Genomic DNA, 14,516 nt, shown 5'->3' with positions numbered 1-14,516 from the left:
ACTGCGTCTATCGAACAGCTAATTCACCATAAAAGAGTATGGCTCTTCGAATGTAAGACGTCCCAGCTTGCCGGAACGCAGCTCTCGCAAAATAATGCCGGATGCCTTCTCTAGGTCGACTCTCCCGCCGCCCATCAAGCATCCGCGCTTACGTCCAATGTCTTCCATCACACGTACCACTTCATCTGAATCCTCCACATCAATGGCATCGCCAGTAATGCCGAATCGTTCAGACAACCGCCCCCAATAATGGGATGCAACATATTTCAGCGCGTAGAACGCGATATCTTCCACATTTAATATTTCTTCGCGAATTGCTCCGGTTGTCGCCAACCGGTAACCTACTTCCTGATCCTCAAACTTAGGCCACAAAATCCCCGGAGTATCGAGCAGTTCCATTTCGGAACCTACACGAATCCACTGCTGCCCCTTGGTAACGCCAGGGCGATCCCCAGTTGCAGCTACCGTTCTTCCAGCCAGTTTGTTAATGAGTGTAGATTTCCCCACGTTAGGAATCCCAACAATCAACGCACGTACTGGACGCGGTTTCATTCCTTTTGCTATTTGCTTCTGGAACTTCTCTTCGAGTAGTTTGCGCGCTTCCCCAGGAATCTGCGATACATTACTGCCTGTTGACGCATCGACGGCAATTACAGCGTGGCCTTCATTGCGAAAGTATTTCATCCATTTCGCCGTCACGTCTGGATCTGCTAGATCGCATTTGTTCATAATAATCAGACGCGGCTTATTGCCGAGTATATCGTTAATCATCGGATTGCGGCTTGACATAGGCAGGCGCGCATCCAACAGTTCGATCGCTACATCTATCAGTTTTAACTTCTCCTGGATCTGACGTCGCGCTCGCGTCATATGACCCGGAAACCATTGGATTGACATCGCTATCCACCTCCTTAGCAGCCGTAACTCAATTAATGATGCTGAATCAACTTAACATGCGAGATCGGCCAGAAAATAACATCCGCACGTCCAATGACGTCTGTTAACGGAATGAATCCAAGCATGCGGCTATCGGTACTGTTGCTCCGATGGTCACCCATGACGAAGATATGTCCTTCTGGAACTTTGTTCGGCTGAGTCGAATCACTTGGGAAATTACGGTCATTATATAACATATCGTTCTTATGAGCTTTATCTATTGCTTCCTGTATGTACGGCTCTTCTACCTTTTTGCCGTTCACGTACAAATCGTCACCACGATAATCAATCGTATCGCCTGCAACGCCGATAACACGCTTAATTAAATCGCGGTTCTCCTGTGGAACATGGAATACAACGACTTCTCCTGTCTTAGGTTGTCTGAACTCATACAAGATCTTGTTTACGATAAGCCTTTCACCCGTCCAGAAGTTAGGTTCCATAGAAGGACCATCAACTATAAACGGAGCGAACAGCAACCATCGTACGACAACGACAAGGACAACGGCTATCGCAATCGCTTTTATCCATTCCAACAATTCGTTTTTCTTCGGGCTAGCTGGCTTTTCAGCCGTTTCTTCCGTATTCGGTTGCATCAATTGGTCGTTTTGATCCATTCGCTGTGCCCCGCTTTCTCCTAGGATGCGTATTTGAAGTTCACGTCATGCGCAATGCGCAGTCCAATCCATACAAATAGCAAAAGGGAGCTTGCAGTCAAGCAAGCCCCCCGGTTGTTCCTTAACGGATTTCTTTGATTCTCGCTGCTTTACCGCGAAGGTTGCGAAGATAGTACAGCTTCGCACGACGCACTTTACCACGGCGAGCCACTTCGATTTTATCGATTTTCGGAGTGTGAAGCGGGAACGTACGCTCAACACCTACACCGTAGGAAATTTTACGAACAGTAAACGTTTCACTGATTCCGCCACCACGACGCTTAATAACAACACCTTCGAACAACTGGATACGCTCGCGAGATCCCTCGATAACTTTAACATAAACCTTCAAAGTATCACCGGGACGAAAGCTTGGAATATCCTTGCGAAGCTGTTCTTGCGTAATCGCTTGTACGATATTCATCTAGGACTCCCTCCTTCCACACAGGTGTTCTTACATCTCAGCACGCATTGCACGTTCGCCTCATCGTATGCAGAGGACCACCGTATTCCAAACAACGAAATTAATTGTAGCATACGAATGAATAGAACACAAGCGCATTTTTAGGGCCTGGCCTCTTTCCAATAATCATAGGCGTGAATCATAAATCCTGTATAAGAAGAGTGTTCCGCAAGCATTTCAGGAAGCTTGTCAAGCTGCTTGATCATCTCTTCTGCCCCTTTATCGTAAAAGGAAATATGCTCGCCCTCAAAACTCTCCTTCATCTCGACAGCAACAACAATCCGCTTGCCTAAACGATCTGCCATTTGCATCTCCTGCTTCACCACAGCGACGATGCCATTACTTCCTTCTGCCATATTGCGAAACGCCATTAGCGTTACATGATCCATATGTCCTATCATCCATTCACTTATCGACAATTCCGGCTTATCCGGCAGGAAGGTTCGATCCAGCCATACAGCAAGATCCACGCTTATCTCTAATTTAGAATCCGCCTTGACTGACTGGGCGAAAACGTTCATATTTTCTCTCCATTGCGCAACCACATCGTCCCTGCTGCTGCTCCATTCCGGTAAAACATACGGTTCCACGTCCAAATGTATGCCATAAAAGCGTTCTTCTGGTGCAACAGCCTGATTGTAACGCTTCACATAATCGACAAGCTTCATAATTCGCTGTCTGTTCTCTGTTAGCGCCCAAGCCGGATGCCCTCCCATAGCATGCATCTCAATGCCGGCATCTTGCGCCTTCTTCACGAATGAGCGATATGCGTCGAACGGCTGTTGCAGATCCAATCGAACATATAAATAGTTAATCCCCTTTTCCTTCGCAAACGCAATAATGTCATCAGGCTGGTTTATCGCTAACTCCGCCTGCCATACATAGGTACCAACAACCGTGCTATTACGCTCCATCGGTGGCGGCATAGGCACCGAAATCTGACCTGGATCGGGGTCAGGCTTTGGCAGCGGTTCGGGATCTGGCTTCGGATCAGGAAGTCCGCCGGCATCTCCATCCCGCTCCAGCATACGGTTCCAATACTGATAATCATGAATGGCAACACCTGTGAAGGAAGCATGATGCTCTAAACGCTCTGACACCTGCTTAAGCGCTGCATCCATTGCCTGTATACCTGCATCATAAAACGTAGTGTGCGTTTCGGTCATAGGCTTTGTGTTAACCCCGATGAAGATAGACTTCCCGAAGCGATCTGCGATTTCCATCTCATTCTGCACAAGCTCGATAATCCCATTACCGCCATCAAGCTGTTGGCGATAGGCCATTAACGTCACATGATCAAATCGGCTAATAATCCACTCCGACAGGGAGGTACTTTGTGTATTCGGCACCATTATGTTATCGAACCACACCGGCATATCAACACTGATTTCGAGGCTGCCGCGGCCTTTGACAGCATCGATCACATGCTCCATATTTTCCGTCCAAGAGCGCAATACCGGCTGTGGATCAACTTCCCATTCAGGGAGAACATAAGGCTCCACATCCAAATGAATACCCTTAAATCGCTCCGCAGCAGCAGAGCTTTGATTATAAGCACTTACCCAATCCACTAGCTTCATTATCCGATCCCGATACTCACGCAAAGCCCATAAGGGGTGTCCTGCTAATCCGTGTACTTCAATTCCAGCTTGTCCCGCCTGCCTCAAAAACTGACGGTATGCCGCTTCTGGAACCCTCCTATCCACATGCAAATACATAACGTTAATGTGATTCTTTTTTGCAAAATCAATCAGTTTTTCCGGTTCGTCCTCTATCCTCTCCGCCTGCCATATCCAAGTCGCCTTTCGCGTATCGCCCGGCTTTGAAAAACCGACCATAAACAGTGCGGTCATCACAAGCAGAAGCAATCCGATACGCGAAGCATTTCTCTCCACGATATCCCTCCATTCACGATTTATTTCTACCATTTTCGACATTCTTAAAATGGTTATTTCATTACAAATGTGCAAGATTGGAAAATATACGTGAAGATGGACCTGTTTTAGACAACCTGTGTAATGCGCATCCAACTATTTTATTGCATGTACAATAGACTATCGTTGACCTAACGTGAAGGTATGCAATCGTTCGTACATAGGACTTTGATTCATATGAGTCCGGAAGAGCACTATCTCTTCCCCCATCCATTGATGCGAAGGGAGTGGTTCGCTGATCATAGAGAATGGATGCACCTCTCCACCTCGATACTTGCGCGCTAGCGTAATATGGGGACGATAAGGACGATCCTCTGGCTCGAATCCTAGCGGTGATACCGCAGCACCTACACTATGGTTCAATTGTCGCAGCCTGTCGATTGCACCTCCGAGACCAACCCACAGCACACGAGGCGCTTCTTTTGTCCCAAAGCTCCCTATGCCCTCGAATTGAAGCTCAAAAGGATCTGTTTTTCTCGATACCTGCTCCAAAGCCTGAACAATCCGAGGAGTAGCCTCCTCGTCTGCTGCACCAAGGAATTGCAAGGTTATATGTAAATCCTGCGGATGTACCCATTTGGCAAAATGCCAATGGCGTTGTCCTGCTTTGCACCATGCATCAAGCACATGAACAGCTGACTCAGGCAGCGGCATTGCAATAAACAATCGCAATTGACGGTTCTCACTTTTACTCATAACGTCTCCTCATTTCCTCCAGATTCAACACGATGTAATGCCACCTTAGATCAACATTGTCCTCCAAATACGGTTATTATGGTCAAAATAACAAAATTCTTTGCGGTTTCTATCAGAATAAAATTCCAAAAAGGCTGCGAATCTATGACTTAACTACATAGATTCACAGCCTTCTATTGTTGACCATGCGTACAACTACTCACCCTGATCATTTAACCGACAGACCACAGCATTATGCATGAGTCCCATTGGTTTCATTTTTCAATCGTTCTATCATTTTTTTATCTTCCTTGCTAAGTTCCACATGCTCAAGTAGGTCAGGACGTCGTTCAAGCGTCCGCTTCAACGCTTGTTCTCGCCGCCACACCTCGATATTCGCATGATGACCGCTAATGAGCACATCGGGCACCTTCCAGTCACGGAACTGCGCCGGACGGGTATAATGCGGATACTCCAGCAAACCTGTACTAAATGAATCGGTTACTGCCGACATCTCATTGCCTAGAACGCCTGGCAACAAACGAACTACCGAGTCGACTACCGTCATTGCAGGAAGTTCCCCACCTGTCAGCACATAGTCCCCAATGGACAATTCATCTGTTACTAAATGCTCGCGAATGCGCTCATCATACCCTTCATAATGACCACACACGAAGATTAAATGCGACTCCTGTGCCAGTTCCTCCGCTTTCTTCTGTGAGAAGCGTTCCCCTTGCGGACACATTAAAATAACTCTTGGTTTGACAGCCTCCTGCAAGCTTTCTTCGCTCTCATCCTTCTTATCGGCCAACCGCTCTGCTGCCGCTTTTGCGACCAGATCCTCAACCGCCGCAAAAATCGGCTGCGGCTTAAGCACCATACCGCCTCCACCGCCATACGGATAATCGTCAACGGTTTGGTGCTTATTATCAGAATAGTCGCGGAAATTGACCGTGTTAATCGTAACATGACCATTCTCGCGCGCTTTGCCTAATATACTGGAACCAAATACCCCTTCACACATTTCCGGAAAAAGGGTCAACACATCGATACGCATCCTATATTAGTCCTTCCATAATATGAACCTTCACAATCTTCTCCTGCACATTAACCTCTAGTACAACATCGTCAATTACCGGCAGCAGAATGGATTTCCCTTTCGCTGGCTTAACAACCCAGACATCATTCGCACCTGGGGACAATATCTCCTCAATAACCCCAAGCTCTTCTCCTTCATCTGTGACGACTTTACATCCGATGATCTCATGATAGTAATATTCGTCATCATCGAGCTCGTCCAGCTGTTCTTCACTTACTTTCAGTACCCAGCCTTTATACTTCTCGACATCATTAATGTTGTCGAACTGCGTGAATTTCACGATGTACATATTTTTATGTAAACGCGACCGTTCAATCGTAACCGGTACGTTAATGTTCGAATCAGGCTGCTGCAAAATTAGCTCGCTCTTTTGTGCAAAGCGCGTCTCCGGAAAATCAGTTGTCGGGATAATTTTTACTTCTCCACGAATGCCGTGCGTATTGACTAGCTTGCCGACATTGAACATTCTTTGAGACATATCGTATCCTCCTGCCATGTATTTACCATTTATCTCTATCTATCGTTAGTGCCCGGAAGCAGAAGCTTCCGAACAGCCTTCTCTCTAGTGTAACACAAACTGCCCTATGCATACGAAAAAGGGCTAGGACTTCATCCTAACCCTCTTGCGTACTGTTATGAAATAATGTCCACGGCAACTCGTTTTGGAACTTTGACTGCTGCCGATGTGACGACCGTACGAAGCGCCTTAGCGATACGACCTTGCTTGCCGATAACCATACCGACATCGTCGGGATGAACGTGAAGTTCATACACGATGACATGGTCTTTCTCCACGACGTCCACACGGACCTCCTCCGGATGATCGACCAAAGCGCGTGCAATTACTGACACTAACTCTTCCATTCGCGACCCTCCGAACGGCTAGATTATTTCTGGTTTTTCAGCTCATGGAACTTCTTCATTACGCCAGCTTGGCTAAGCAAGTTGCGAACCGTGTCAGATGCTTGAGCACCAGTTTGCAACCATTTCAGCGCCTTTTCCTCGTCGATGTTAACGACTGCTGGTTGAGCTACCGGATTGTAATGACCGATTTCCTCGATAAAACGACCGTCACGCGGGGAACGGGAATCGGATACAACGACACGATAGAATGGTGCTTTATGAGCACCCATGCGTTTCAAACGGATACGTACTGCCACGAAATTCACCTCCTAAACAGAATTCGAATCAACAAGCGAGCTTGTTGCAGCTCCACTTCTTTATTTCTTAACGGAAAGGAAACCTCATTCCTTTGCCAGCCTTGCCTGCTTTGCTCTTCAAGTTCTTCATCATCTTCGGCCCTTTCGGGCCCATCATGTCGGAGAACTGCTTCATCATCCGTCGCATCTCATCAAATTGCTTGATAAGACGGTTCACATCAGCCAGCGCAGTTCCGCTGCCTGCTGCAATCCGTTTGCGACGACTGTGATTGATTAAGTCTGGATCTTGGCGTTCTTCGTTCGTCATTGAACGGACAATCGCTTCGATTCGACCCATTTGACGCTCATCCACCTTTAGATTTGCATTTTGCTTCATCTTATTCATCCCTGGAATCATATCTAGGATCTGATCGATTGGACCGAGCTTCTTCACTTGCTGCATCTGCTCAAGGAAATCATCGAATGTGAAGGCAGCATTGCGCATCTTCATTTCCATTTCCTTGGCTTTCTCTGTATCGATATTCGCTTGTGCCTTCTCGATCAAGGAGAGCATGTCCCCCATGCCGAGAATCCGCGATGCCATCCGCTCTGGATGGAACGGCTCCAGCGCATCCATTTTCTCGCCAAGTGTAGCGAATTTGATTGGACAGCCAGTTACTGCCTTGACAGACAAGGCTGCACCACCGCGCGTATCGCCATCGAGCTTCGTCAGCACGACACCCGTAAGCTCTAGCTGTTGGTTGAAGCTATCCGCTACGTTCACCGCGTCTTGACCTGTCATCGCGTCGACGACGAGCAGCACTTCATCCGGCTTCGCTGTAGCATGAACCTGCTTCAGCTCCTCCATCAATGCTTCATCGATGTGCAGGCGGCCTGCGGTATCGATAATGACATAGTCAAGATGGTTCTCCTTGGCATGCTCCAGTCCACGACGAGCGATCTCAACCGGACTTACTTGATCACCAAGTGCAAATACCGGAACCTTAATCTGCTCGCCTACAACCTGAAGCTGCTTAATCGCAGCTGGTCGATAAATATCGGCAGCGACAAGAAGCGGCTTATGATTCTGCTTCTGCAGCATCTTAGCCAGCTTACCAGATGTCGTCGTCTTACCAGCACCTTGGAGACCGACCATCATAATGACAGTTGGCGGCTTGTTGGCCTTAGCCAGCTTCGCAGCTGTGCCACCCATCAATTCCGTCAATTCCTTATTAACGATGTCGATAATGACCATGCCCGGTGTGAAGCTCTGCATCACTTCCTGACCTACGGCCTTCTCTTTCACCTTGCCAATGAATTCCTTGACGACTTTAAAGTTAACGTCGGCTTCAAGCAGCGCAAGGCGCACCTCGCGCATGGCTTCGTTGACGTCGTCCTCACTAACTTTACCTTTGCCTCTTAACTTGCTGAATACATTCTGTAATCGGCTCGTTAATCCTTCAAATGCCATATTATCTCACCCCGTTCCCTTAATCCAACGCCTGCAGTTCACGGACAATCGTCTGCAGTTCCGCGCGCTGCGGGTCGGGTATGGTATCCATATCGTTCAATTTATGTTGCAGCGTCATCACGATCTCTGTCCGACGCTCGAACTTCGACAATAAGCCGAGCTTGCTTTCATAAGATTCAAGCGTCTGCTCCGCCCGCTTAATATGTTCATATACCGCTTGGCGGCTAATGCCGAAGTCGGCTGCAATCTCGCCTAATGAAAAGTCATCTTGAAAGTAACATTTTAGGAACGTCTGCTGCTTCTCAGTAAGCAGTGGTTCATAGAAGTCGAACAGCATATTAATGCGGTTCGTCTTAGCAAGTATCTGTTCCTCGTTCATACGGGCCACCCCTTTCGTAAAGGAAAAACACTTTACAGCCCATCGACGTTTCTTATCATACCGAAATCACAGCATCATGTCAAGGGTTGAACCTTAACAAGGAGAAAAATATTTTTGAAGCCTTTCATTCGGTGATCGGAGACGACTATTACTCCTATATCACATAACGGTAAATACATATAAAATGCAAGATTGAACCAGCCAAAACGACCAAATGCCAAATGGCGTGATGATAGGGCAAGCGGCGCCATACAAAGAACGGAATGCCCGCTGTATAACATCCCCCTCCCATGACTAGCAGCATAACCCCTTCAAACGGTATCGCCTGCATTAAGCTGTCCCATACCGTTACCATGAGCCATCCCATTACTGCGTAACCAATTGTCGAAAACCACATATGGCGGCCTGTATAAAAAGCTTTATAAATCATGCCGACAATCGCAGTTCCCCATATTAGGCCAAACAACTGCTGGCTGAACTCATCCTGTAATACAATCAACATAAAAGGCGTGTAGGTTCCAGCAATAAACAAATAGATCGCCATATGATCGAGGATGGTAAATCGGAACTTAGTCCTGCCCTCCGGCATACTGTGCATCATCGTCGAGGTTGTAAACATAATAGTCAAGGTAATTCCATACACAGAAGCCCCGATGACATGCGCTATCGTTCCACGCTCCCATGCAGCGCCAATCAATACTCCAAGCGCCCATAGACTGAACAATAATCCGGCAGCATGGGTAATCACGTTCGCCCGTTCCTCCCCAGATATATTGCGTCCCCACTTCATAAGTCGCTCCTCCCCGCGGCACTCTAGCTGCCTGCTGTGCATACGCCCATATTCACGACGGATCACATTATATGCGGAGCAGACATCGTCGGTGAGAACAGGGAGACGAGTCGGTTCGTTGTTTAACTTGTACAGGCTCTTCATAAATCGGATGGCTTTCTCTTGCATCATCCAAAGACTGCACAGCCGCATCCTATTAATAGGACGCAAACACTTAAACAATACGTCAATAACGTGCAATTATATTTATTCCCCCATTATAGATAAAACCCCAGCACGTATGGATCTGCCAGGGCTTCTTATAGCTGTTATAGCTGTGCCGAAAACGATGGAAATATCCCTCCAACGAGAAATCGAATCAGATGTTGCCATCTACCTATCAGCTTAGTCAAAATAGGTAGAGATTCCCGTTCTGCCCGATAGTCGCAACTAGACTTTGCCGCAGTTAACTCCATATTTCCAGCATCGTTTCTATACTTTAGAAATGTTCAAAAAGCACGCTTATGATCACGATGATATATGAAGGCAATATCAGCACGGCCTTTTTGAACTCTCCTTTTCAATTTGCTTACAGGGCCTTGCTCATTAGGTCGTAGCTCTTCCACGTATGGAATCCAAGCTTCGCATAAAAGTCAACCAGTTCTGTCCAGTCAATAACTAACTGGCGCATGCCGCGTTGCTGTAATTCTGCAATGCCCGCCTTAACTAAGCCGAGACCGTATCCTTTGCCGCGGTACTGATCATCTACGCCGAGCGGCCCAATGCCGCCTAACGGTTCTTCGAAAAGCGGTGCCCAATACGTATTTTGTGCAATAAGCGGAGAGTGCTCATCATTGACGCGACAGAAGCCTATCATTTCACTGCCCTGAAACAATCCAATGAACTCTCTTCCCTGTCCTCCGCGCTCCCAATAGCATTGTGCTTCATACAGCCATCTTCCCGGGAAGCAGCGGCGGAAAAATTTCAGCATTTCTTCCTTGTCCTCTGGTTCGAGCAGCTTAATGACCGCTCCATCTGCAAAGTCAGGGGTTGCCAACAGCTCTGTCTTTTCGGAAGACAGCATATCGATAACCTCGTAGAGCTGCTTAAATCCTCTCTTCTCCAGCCATGGGCGATGCATGGACAGCGCCTTCGGCAGTCCCGGTACATAATGCCACGGATCGCGTCCAATAAACACTTGAGAAGCGCCCGCTTCACGCAATGCCTGTTCGGCCCGTGCGAGCAATTCGGAGCCTATCCCCTGCCCCCTTGCTTCGGAACGAACGACAAGAGCTTGAATCCAGCCTCCTCCTTCTCCAAGCTTCATCTCACGTTCTGTTTCCTTCCATTTCTTTGCAATGATGAAACCAAGAATGGAGCCGTCTGAATTTTGGACGATCCAGGAGCCAGGAAAGTAAACGTTTACATCTCGAAAGCTATTTTGCAAAAACAGCTGTTGTCTCATTGGGAACAGATCGCCCAGTTCACGGTTCCACAGCTCGCACATTGGATCCGCCCATGCTTCATTAAGTGGAATGACGTTCACATTCAACCCCTCCTACGATGAAGTCAATCTTCCCCGCAAATTGACTGCATTGATGTCTGTTACTATTTTATGAAATATTATTACAATATAATTATAGGTAATGTGAAATATTACTTCAACATTTTTTCCGCAAAATAATCTACGACGTGCATGACCTTCACTTTTTCAGCTACACCGTCCCGTTCTACGCCAACCTTCATCTGCATCAGGCATCCGGGATTGCTCGTCAAGATAATCGAGGCCTGCGTATCGCGAACGGCATCCATCTTCCGATCTACGATTGAATTCGCCATGTCTGGCTGTACAATGTTATAAATACCTGCGGATCCGCAGCATACATCTGCGCCTTCCAATTCCTTGTACTGTATGCCCGAAATACGGCGGATCAATTGACGAGGGCCATTGGATGATCGCATTACATTTCGCAAATGGCAGGAATCTTGATAAGTAACGGTTTCAGCAGCTTCTTCTGCTCTCGTTCCACTTTTGCCTAACGGCATAACCGGGAGATTGCTCCAACGCTGTGAACGCATAATGAGATCACTGATATCCTTCACTTGCTTCGCAAATTTTTGGGCCGGCTCCACCCACTCCGACTCATCCTTCAGCAAATGATCGTACTCAACGAGCAACGCTCCACATCCGCCAGCATTGGAAGCAATGTAATCAACGCCAGCATCTCGGAATGCCGCAATATTTTGCTTTGCTAAATCCACAGCCGTAGCCGTATCGCCTCCGCCATGAGCAAACAACGCGCCACAGCAGCCCTGTGCTTCCGGAATAATGACATCATAGCCGGATTCCGTCAGCAAGCGGATCGTATTCACGTTCGTTTCGGTGAACAAAACGTCCATAATACAACCGCGGAACAGCCCTACTGTACCCAGCTTCTCGCCCTTCGCCAAGAAATGGCGTCCACCCGCCCGCTTCACAACACCTTGACTGTCCGCTTCCGGCAAAATGCGCTCCATCATTTGCATTTGCGGAGGAAGCCACCGAAGCAGGTTCTTCTTGCGAGCAAAGCTTTGCAAGCCAGAACGCTGATAGGTTTGCAACAGCTTGCTTATTCGCAGCAGACGATTGTGCTTCATAAATACGGGGCGTGCAATTCGTTTCAGTCCCTTAACCGCCATCGGCGGATTATGATGCGCATGCATCGCCTCTTTCGTCTGCTCAAGCAGCCGTCCGTACTTGACGTCTGAAGGACATACCGGCTCACAAGCTCTGCATCCCAAGCACAAGTTCATCTGCTTCTGGAACGATTCATCCAGCTCCATAATGCCATCGGCTACTGCTTTCATGAGGGCAATGCGTCCGCGTGGAGATGCTGCCTCCAAGCCAGTCTCTTGATAAGTCGGACAGGTCGGCTGACAAAATCCACATCGCATGCAGTTCATCAGCTGCTCGTAGTCGAGCGTCTTAACGAGCTCCTTCTGCAGTAGATTGTTCGCCTCTGATTGTTGTTGACTCATCGGGAGACCACCAGCCTTTTACGAGCAGCTTTGGCAAATATTTTGCCTGGATTCATAATGCCATTCGGATCGAAAACTTGCTTGATCCCTTTCATGATATCGATGCCTGCAGATCCCACCTTCCATTCCAGATACGGAGCCTTTACCGTTCCTACACCATGCTCGCCTGTAATGGTGCCGCCTAGACGAATCGCTTCCTCGAAAATATCCGCAAATGCTTGCTCAACACGATGAATTTCATCTTCGTTGCGAGCATCCGTTGGACAGGTTGGGTGAAGATTTCCGTCTCCGGCGTGACCGAAAGTACAGATGTTCACTCCATATTGTTCGGCGATGCGATTAATCGCAAGCACCATTTCAGCGATCTTCGAACGAGGAACGGTTGCATCCTCCAAAATCGTCGTTGGACGAATACGCGCCAATGTAGACAATGCACTGCGACGAGCCTTCATCAGTTGCTCTGCCTCCATTTCATCCTTCGCAGTCTGGACGCTGTCTGCACCGTCCTCATTGCATATCTTTGCAATCGCTTCCATATCGCGCATGACAACGTTCTCGTCTTGTCCATCCTGCTCAATAAGCAGCACAGCCTGCATATCCGTTGGAAGGCCGATGTGATTGTACTCCTCAACTACGCGAATCGTTGGCTGATCCATAAATTCAAGCGTAGCTGGAATAATGCCCGCGCCCACGATCCGAGATACACTGCGTGCAGCTGCATAAATATCCTTATAGGATACGAGCATCGTCTTGCGGATGCCCGGCGCTGGAAGCATCTTGACCGTAGCTTCCGTAATAAGTGCCAAAGTTCCCTCCGAGCCGACCAGCAGCTTCGTTAAATCATAGCCGGCAACGTCCTTGTACAATTTTCCTCCCGTACGAATCACTTCACCGGACGGCAGCACCGCCTCAAGCGCAATCACATAATCCTTCGTCGTTCCATATTTCAAGCCGCGCAGTCCCCCGGCGCCCTCCATAATGTTGCCGCCCAATGTCGATATGGACATGCTGCTTGGGTCTGGCGGATAGAACAATCCCCGCTTCTCGACCTCACGATGGAATGTCTTCGTGTTCAATCCCGGCTGGAACGTTGCTGTAAGATTCTCCGTATCCATTTCAATAAGCTTATTCATTCGTGTCATCGCTACGACAATTCCCCCTGCTACAGGAACAGTACCGCCGCACAAATTGCTTGCAGCGCCTCTCGGCACAATGGGAATACGGTATTCATTCGCTGTGCGCAATATTTCCTGAACATCCGCTGTCGATTCCGGATATACAACAGCATCGGGCAAAGACTGCATCATTGGCGTAGCATCATACGAGTGTGTGACCAGGCTTTCTTTATCATCGCGATACCGCTCAGGCCCGAGCAGTTTAAGCAGCCGCTCACGTGCTTCATTGGCTATCATGAATGAACTCCTCCTTGATGTCTTGGTTCCAAGTCAACATCTGAAGTGAACGATTCAACCTAATCTTCCACCTGCTGAATTGTTCAGGTCATCTGATGACTTTTGGCATATTATAACGTATGATTGAAACTAATGTCACTCAATTTTAAAATTAATTTTATAATATTTATATTTTTTGATTTTATATTTCAGTAAAAGGAAGATATCGTTACATGGCAGAAAATTAAATAAAAAAAGGGCTCTAAGCTTATTCAAGAGCATCTGTTTGAACAGCTTCGCGGTGAAATTTATACCCCTGGCGACAAACTGCTTCTGTCGAAGTATTTTTCTCAACATATGCGGTAGGCCGTTCTACTATACGAGAAGCGCTTAGTATGCTTAAAGCGATGGGCTGGCTGAAGCGAGCCACAATGAAATTCTTATCCCAATGCTGCACATGACATCAAAAATGTGCTGAGCATATGGGGGAGACTCGGCGCATTTTGGTTGTCAGAGGACGCTCATCCACGGCTCAGTTGCTGGAGGAGCACCGGGAAATCTATAACGCGATTGCAGCTCAGAATGA

At 47.8% G+C, this 14,516-nt stretch carries 15 protein-coding genes and 1 pseudogene; 1 reads left to right on the top strand and 15 read right to left on the bottom strand.

What is annotated here, in order from left to right; genetic code table 11:
- Positions 1 to 18 precede the first annotated feature (18 nt).
- The 15 genes from ylqF to PAV_RS28825 all read right to left on the bottom strand — a co-directional run bounded on the left by ylqF (position 19) and on the right by PAV_RS28825 (position 13,951).
- Complete coding sequence (ylqF, locus tag PAV_RS28895; RefSeq protein ID WP_005551922.1) at positions 19 to 897, bottom strand: ribosome biogenesis GTPase YlqF; 879 nt, start codon at positions 895 to 897, stop codon at positions 19 to 21.
- A gap of 32 nt (positions 898 to 929) precedes the next feature.
- Positions 930 to 1,553: a signal peptidase I gene (gene lepB / locus PAV_RS28890; RefSeq protein ID WP_005551920.1), complete on the bottom strand. Its 624-nt coding sequence runs from the start codon at positions 1,551 to 1,553 to the stop codon at positions 930 to 932.
- A 121-nt stretch (positions 1,554 to 1,674) separates the two neighbouring features.
- On the bottom strand, positions 1,675 to 2,016 hold the full coding sequence (rplS, locus tag PAV_RS28885) for a 50S ribosomal protein L19 (protein ID WP_005551919.1): 342 nt from the start codon (positions 2,014 to 2,016) through the stop codon (positions 1,675 to 1,677).
- Between the two features lie 140 nt (positions 2,017 to 2,156).
- Positions 2,157 to 3,950, bottom strand: coding sequence for a hypothetical protein (locus PAV_RS28880; RefSeq protein ID WP_005551918.1), 1,794 nt, complete (start codon positions 3,948 to 3,950; stop codon positions 2,157 to 2,159).
- A gap of 159 nt (positions 3,951 to 4,109) precedes the next feature.
- Complete coding sequence (gene thpR, locus PAV_RS28875; protein WP_005551917.1) at positions 4,110 to 4,685, bottom strand: RNA 2',3'-cyclic phosphodiesterase; 576 nt, start codon at positions 4,683 to 4,685, stop codon at positions 4,110 to 4,112.
- A gap of 232 nt (positions 4,686 to 4,917) precedes the next feature.
- Positions 4,918 to 5,721, bottom strand: a complete 804-nt coding sequence (gene trmD / locus PAV_RS28870) for a tRNA (guanosine(37)-N1)-methyltransferase TrmD (protein WP_005551916.1) — start codon at positions 5,719 to 5,721, stop codon at positions 4,918 to 4,920.
- A 1-nt stretch (position 5,722) separates the two neighbouring features.
- A complete protein-coding gene (gene rimM, locus PAV_RS28865) occupies positions 5,723 to 6,241 on the bottom strand; it encodes a ribosome maturation factor RimM (protein ID WP_005551914.1) in 519 nt (172 codons plus the stop codon).
- Positions 6,242 to 6,396: 155 nt separating this feature from the next.
- Entirely contained in the window at positions 6,397 to 6,627 is a 231-nt protein-coding gene (locus PAV_RS28860; RefSeq protein ID WP_005551913.1) for a KH domain-containing protein, read from the bottom strand.
- A 23-nt stretch (positions 6,628 to 6,650) separates the two neighbouring features.
- Complete coding sequence (rpsP, locus tag PAV_RS28855) at positions 6,651 to 6,923, bottom strand: 30S ribosomal protein S16 (RefSeq protein WP_005551911.1); 273 nt, start codon at positions 6,921 to 6,923, stop codon at positions 6,651 to 6,653.
- A gap of 67 nt (positions 6,924 to 6,990) precedes the next feature.
- Positions 6,991 to 8,373: a signal recognition particle protein gene (gene ffh / locus PAV_RS28850; RefSeq protein ID WP_005551910.1), complete on the bottom strand. Its 1,383-nt coding sequence runs from the start codon at positions 8,371 to 8,373 to the stop codon at positions 6,991 to 6,993.
- Between the two features lie 19 nt (positions 8,374 to 8,392).
- Positions 8,393 to 8,752, bottom strand: coding sequence for a putative DNA-binding protein (locus PAV_RS28845; RefSeq protein ID WP_005551909.1), 360 nt, complete (start codon positions 8,750 to 8,752; stop codon positions 8,393 to 8,395).
- 154 nt (positions 8,753 to 8,906) lie between these two features.
- Positions 8,907 to 9,713 carry a PAQR family membrane homeostasis protein TrhA gene (gene trhA / locus PAV_RS28840; protein WP_306416504.1) on the bottom strand — a complete coding sequence of 269 codons (807 nt, stop codon included), beginning with the start codon at positions 9,711 to 9,713 and terminating at the stop codon, positions 8,907 to 8,909.
- Positions 9,714 to 10,110: 397 nt separating this feature from the next.
- Positions 10,111 to 11,067 carry a GNAT family N-acetyltransferase gene (locus PAV_RS28835; RefSeq protein ID WP_005551907.1) on the bottom strand — a complete coding sequence of 319 codons (957 nt, stop codon included), beginning with the start codon at positions 11,065 to 11,067 and terminating at the stop codon, positions 10,111 to 10,113.
- A gap of 110 nt (positions 11,068 to 11,177) precedes the next feature.
- On the bottom strand, positions 11,178 to 12,539 hold the full coding sequence (locus tag PAV_RS28830; protein ID WP_005551906.1) for a (Fe-S)-binding protein: 1,362 nt from the start codon (positions 12,537 to 12,539) through the stop codon (positions 11,178 to 11,180).
- Positions 12,536 to 13,951: an FAD-binding oxidoreductase gene (locus tag PAV_RS28825; protein WP_005551903.1), complete on the bottom strand. Its 1,416-nt coding sequence runs from the start codon at positions 13,949 to 13,951 to the stop codon at positions 12,536 to 12,538. The genes PAV_RS28830 and PAV_RS28825 overlap by 4 nt, the downstream gene beginning before the upstream one ends.
- Positions 13,952 to 14,292: 341 nt before the next feature.
- On the opposite strand from PAV_RS28825, the pseudogene PAV_RS37810 reads away from it, so the two are divergent.
- Positions 14,293 to 14,391 (top strand): annotated as a pseudogene (locus PAV_RS37810) (hypothetical protein); the annotation flags it as partial.
- Positions 14,392 to 14,516 lie beyond the last annotated feature (125 nt).

The sequence above is a fragment of the Paenibacillus alvei DSM 29 genome (genome assembly GCF_000293805.1).
GTDB lineage: Bacteria > Bacillota > Bacilli > Paenibacillales > Paenibacillaceae > Paenibacillus_B > Paenibacillus_B alvei.
Note: the sequence above shows the minus strand (reverse complement) of the source record. Positions and strands in the feature narration are given on the sequence as shown.

What these genes read in the sequence shown, in the direction of transcription:
- trhA (WP_306416504.1), bottom strand. Translation starts at nt 9,713, where the DNA reads ATGATGCAAGAGAAAGCCATCCGATTTATGAAGAGCCTGTACAAGTTA.
- ffh (WP_005551910.1), bottom strand. Translation starts at nt 8,373, where the DNA reads ATGGCATTTGAAGGATTAACGAGCCGATTACAGAATGTATTCAGCAAG.
- trmD (WP_005551916.1), bottom strand. Translation starts at nt 5,721, where the DNA reads ATGCGTATCGATGTGTTGACCCTTTTTCCGGAAATGTGTGAAGGGGTA.
- PAV_RS28830 (WP_005551906.1), bottom strand. Translation starts at nt 12,539, where the DNA reads ATGAGTCAACAACAATCAGAGGCGAACAATCTACTGCAGAAGGAGCTC.
- rimM (WP_005551914.1), bottom strand. Translation starts at nt 6,241, where the DNA reads ATGTCTCAAAGAATGTTCAATGTCGGCAAGCTAGTCAATACGCACGGC.
- ylqF (WP_005551922.1), bottom strand. Translation starts at nt 897, where the DNA reads ATGTCAATCCAATGGTTTCCGGGTCATATGACGCGAGCGCGACGTCAG.
- PAV_RS28845 (WP_005551909.1), bottom strand. Translation starts at nt 8,752, where the DNA reads ATGAACGAGGAACAGATACTTGCTAAGACGAACCGCATTAATATGCTG.
- thpR (WP_005551917.1), bottom strand. Translation starts at nt 4,685, where the DNA reads ATGAGTAAAAGTGAGAACCGTCAATTGCGATTGTTTATTGCAATGCCG.
- lepB (WP_005551920.1), bottom strand. Translation starts at nt 1,553, where the DNA reads ATGGATCAAAACGACCAATTGATGCAACCGAATACGGAAGAAACGGCT.
- rplS (WP_005551919.1), bottom strand. Translation starts at nt 2,016, where the DNA reads ATGAATATCGTACAAGCGATTACGCAAGAACAGCTTCGCAAGGATATT.
- PAV_RS28825 (WP_005551903.1), bottom strand. Translation starts at nt 13,951, where the DNA reads ATGATAGCCAATGAAGCACGTGAGCGGCTGCTTAAACTGCTCGGGCCT.
- PAV_RS28860 (WP_005551913.1), bottom strand. Translation starts at nt 6,627, where the DNA reads ATGGAAGAGTTAGTGTCAGTAATTGCACGCGCTTTGGTCGATCATCCG.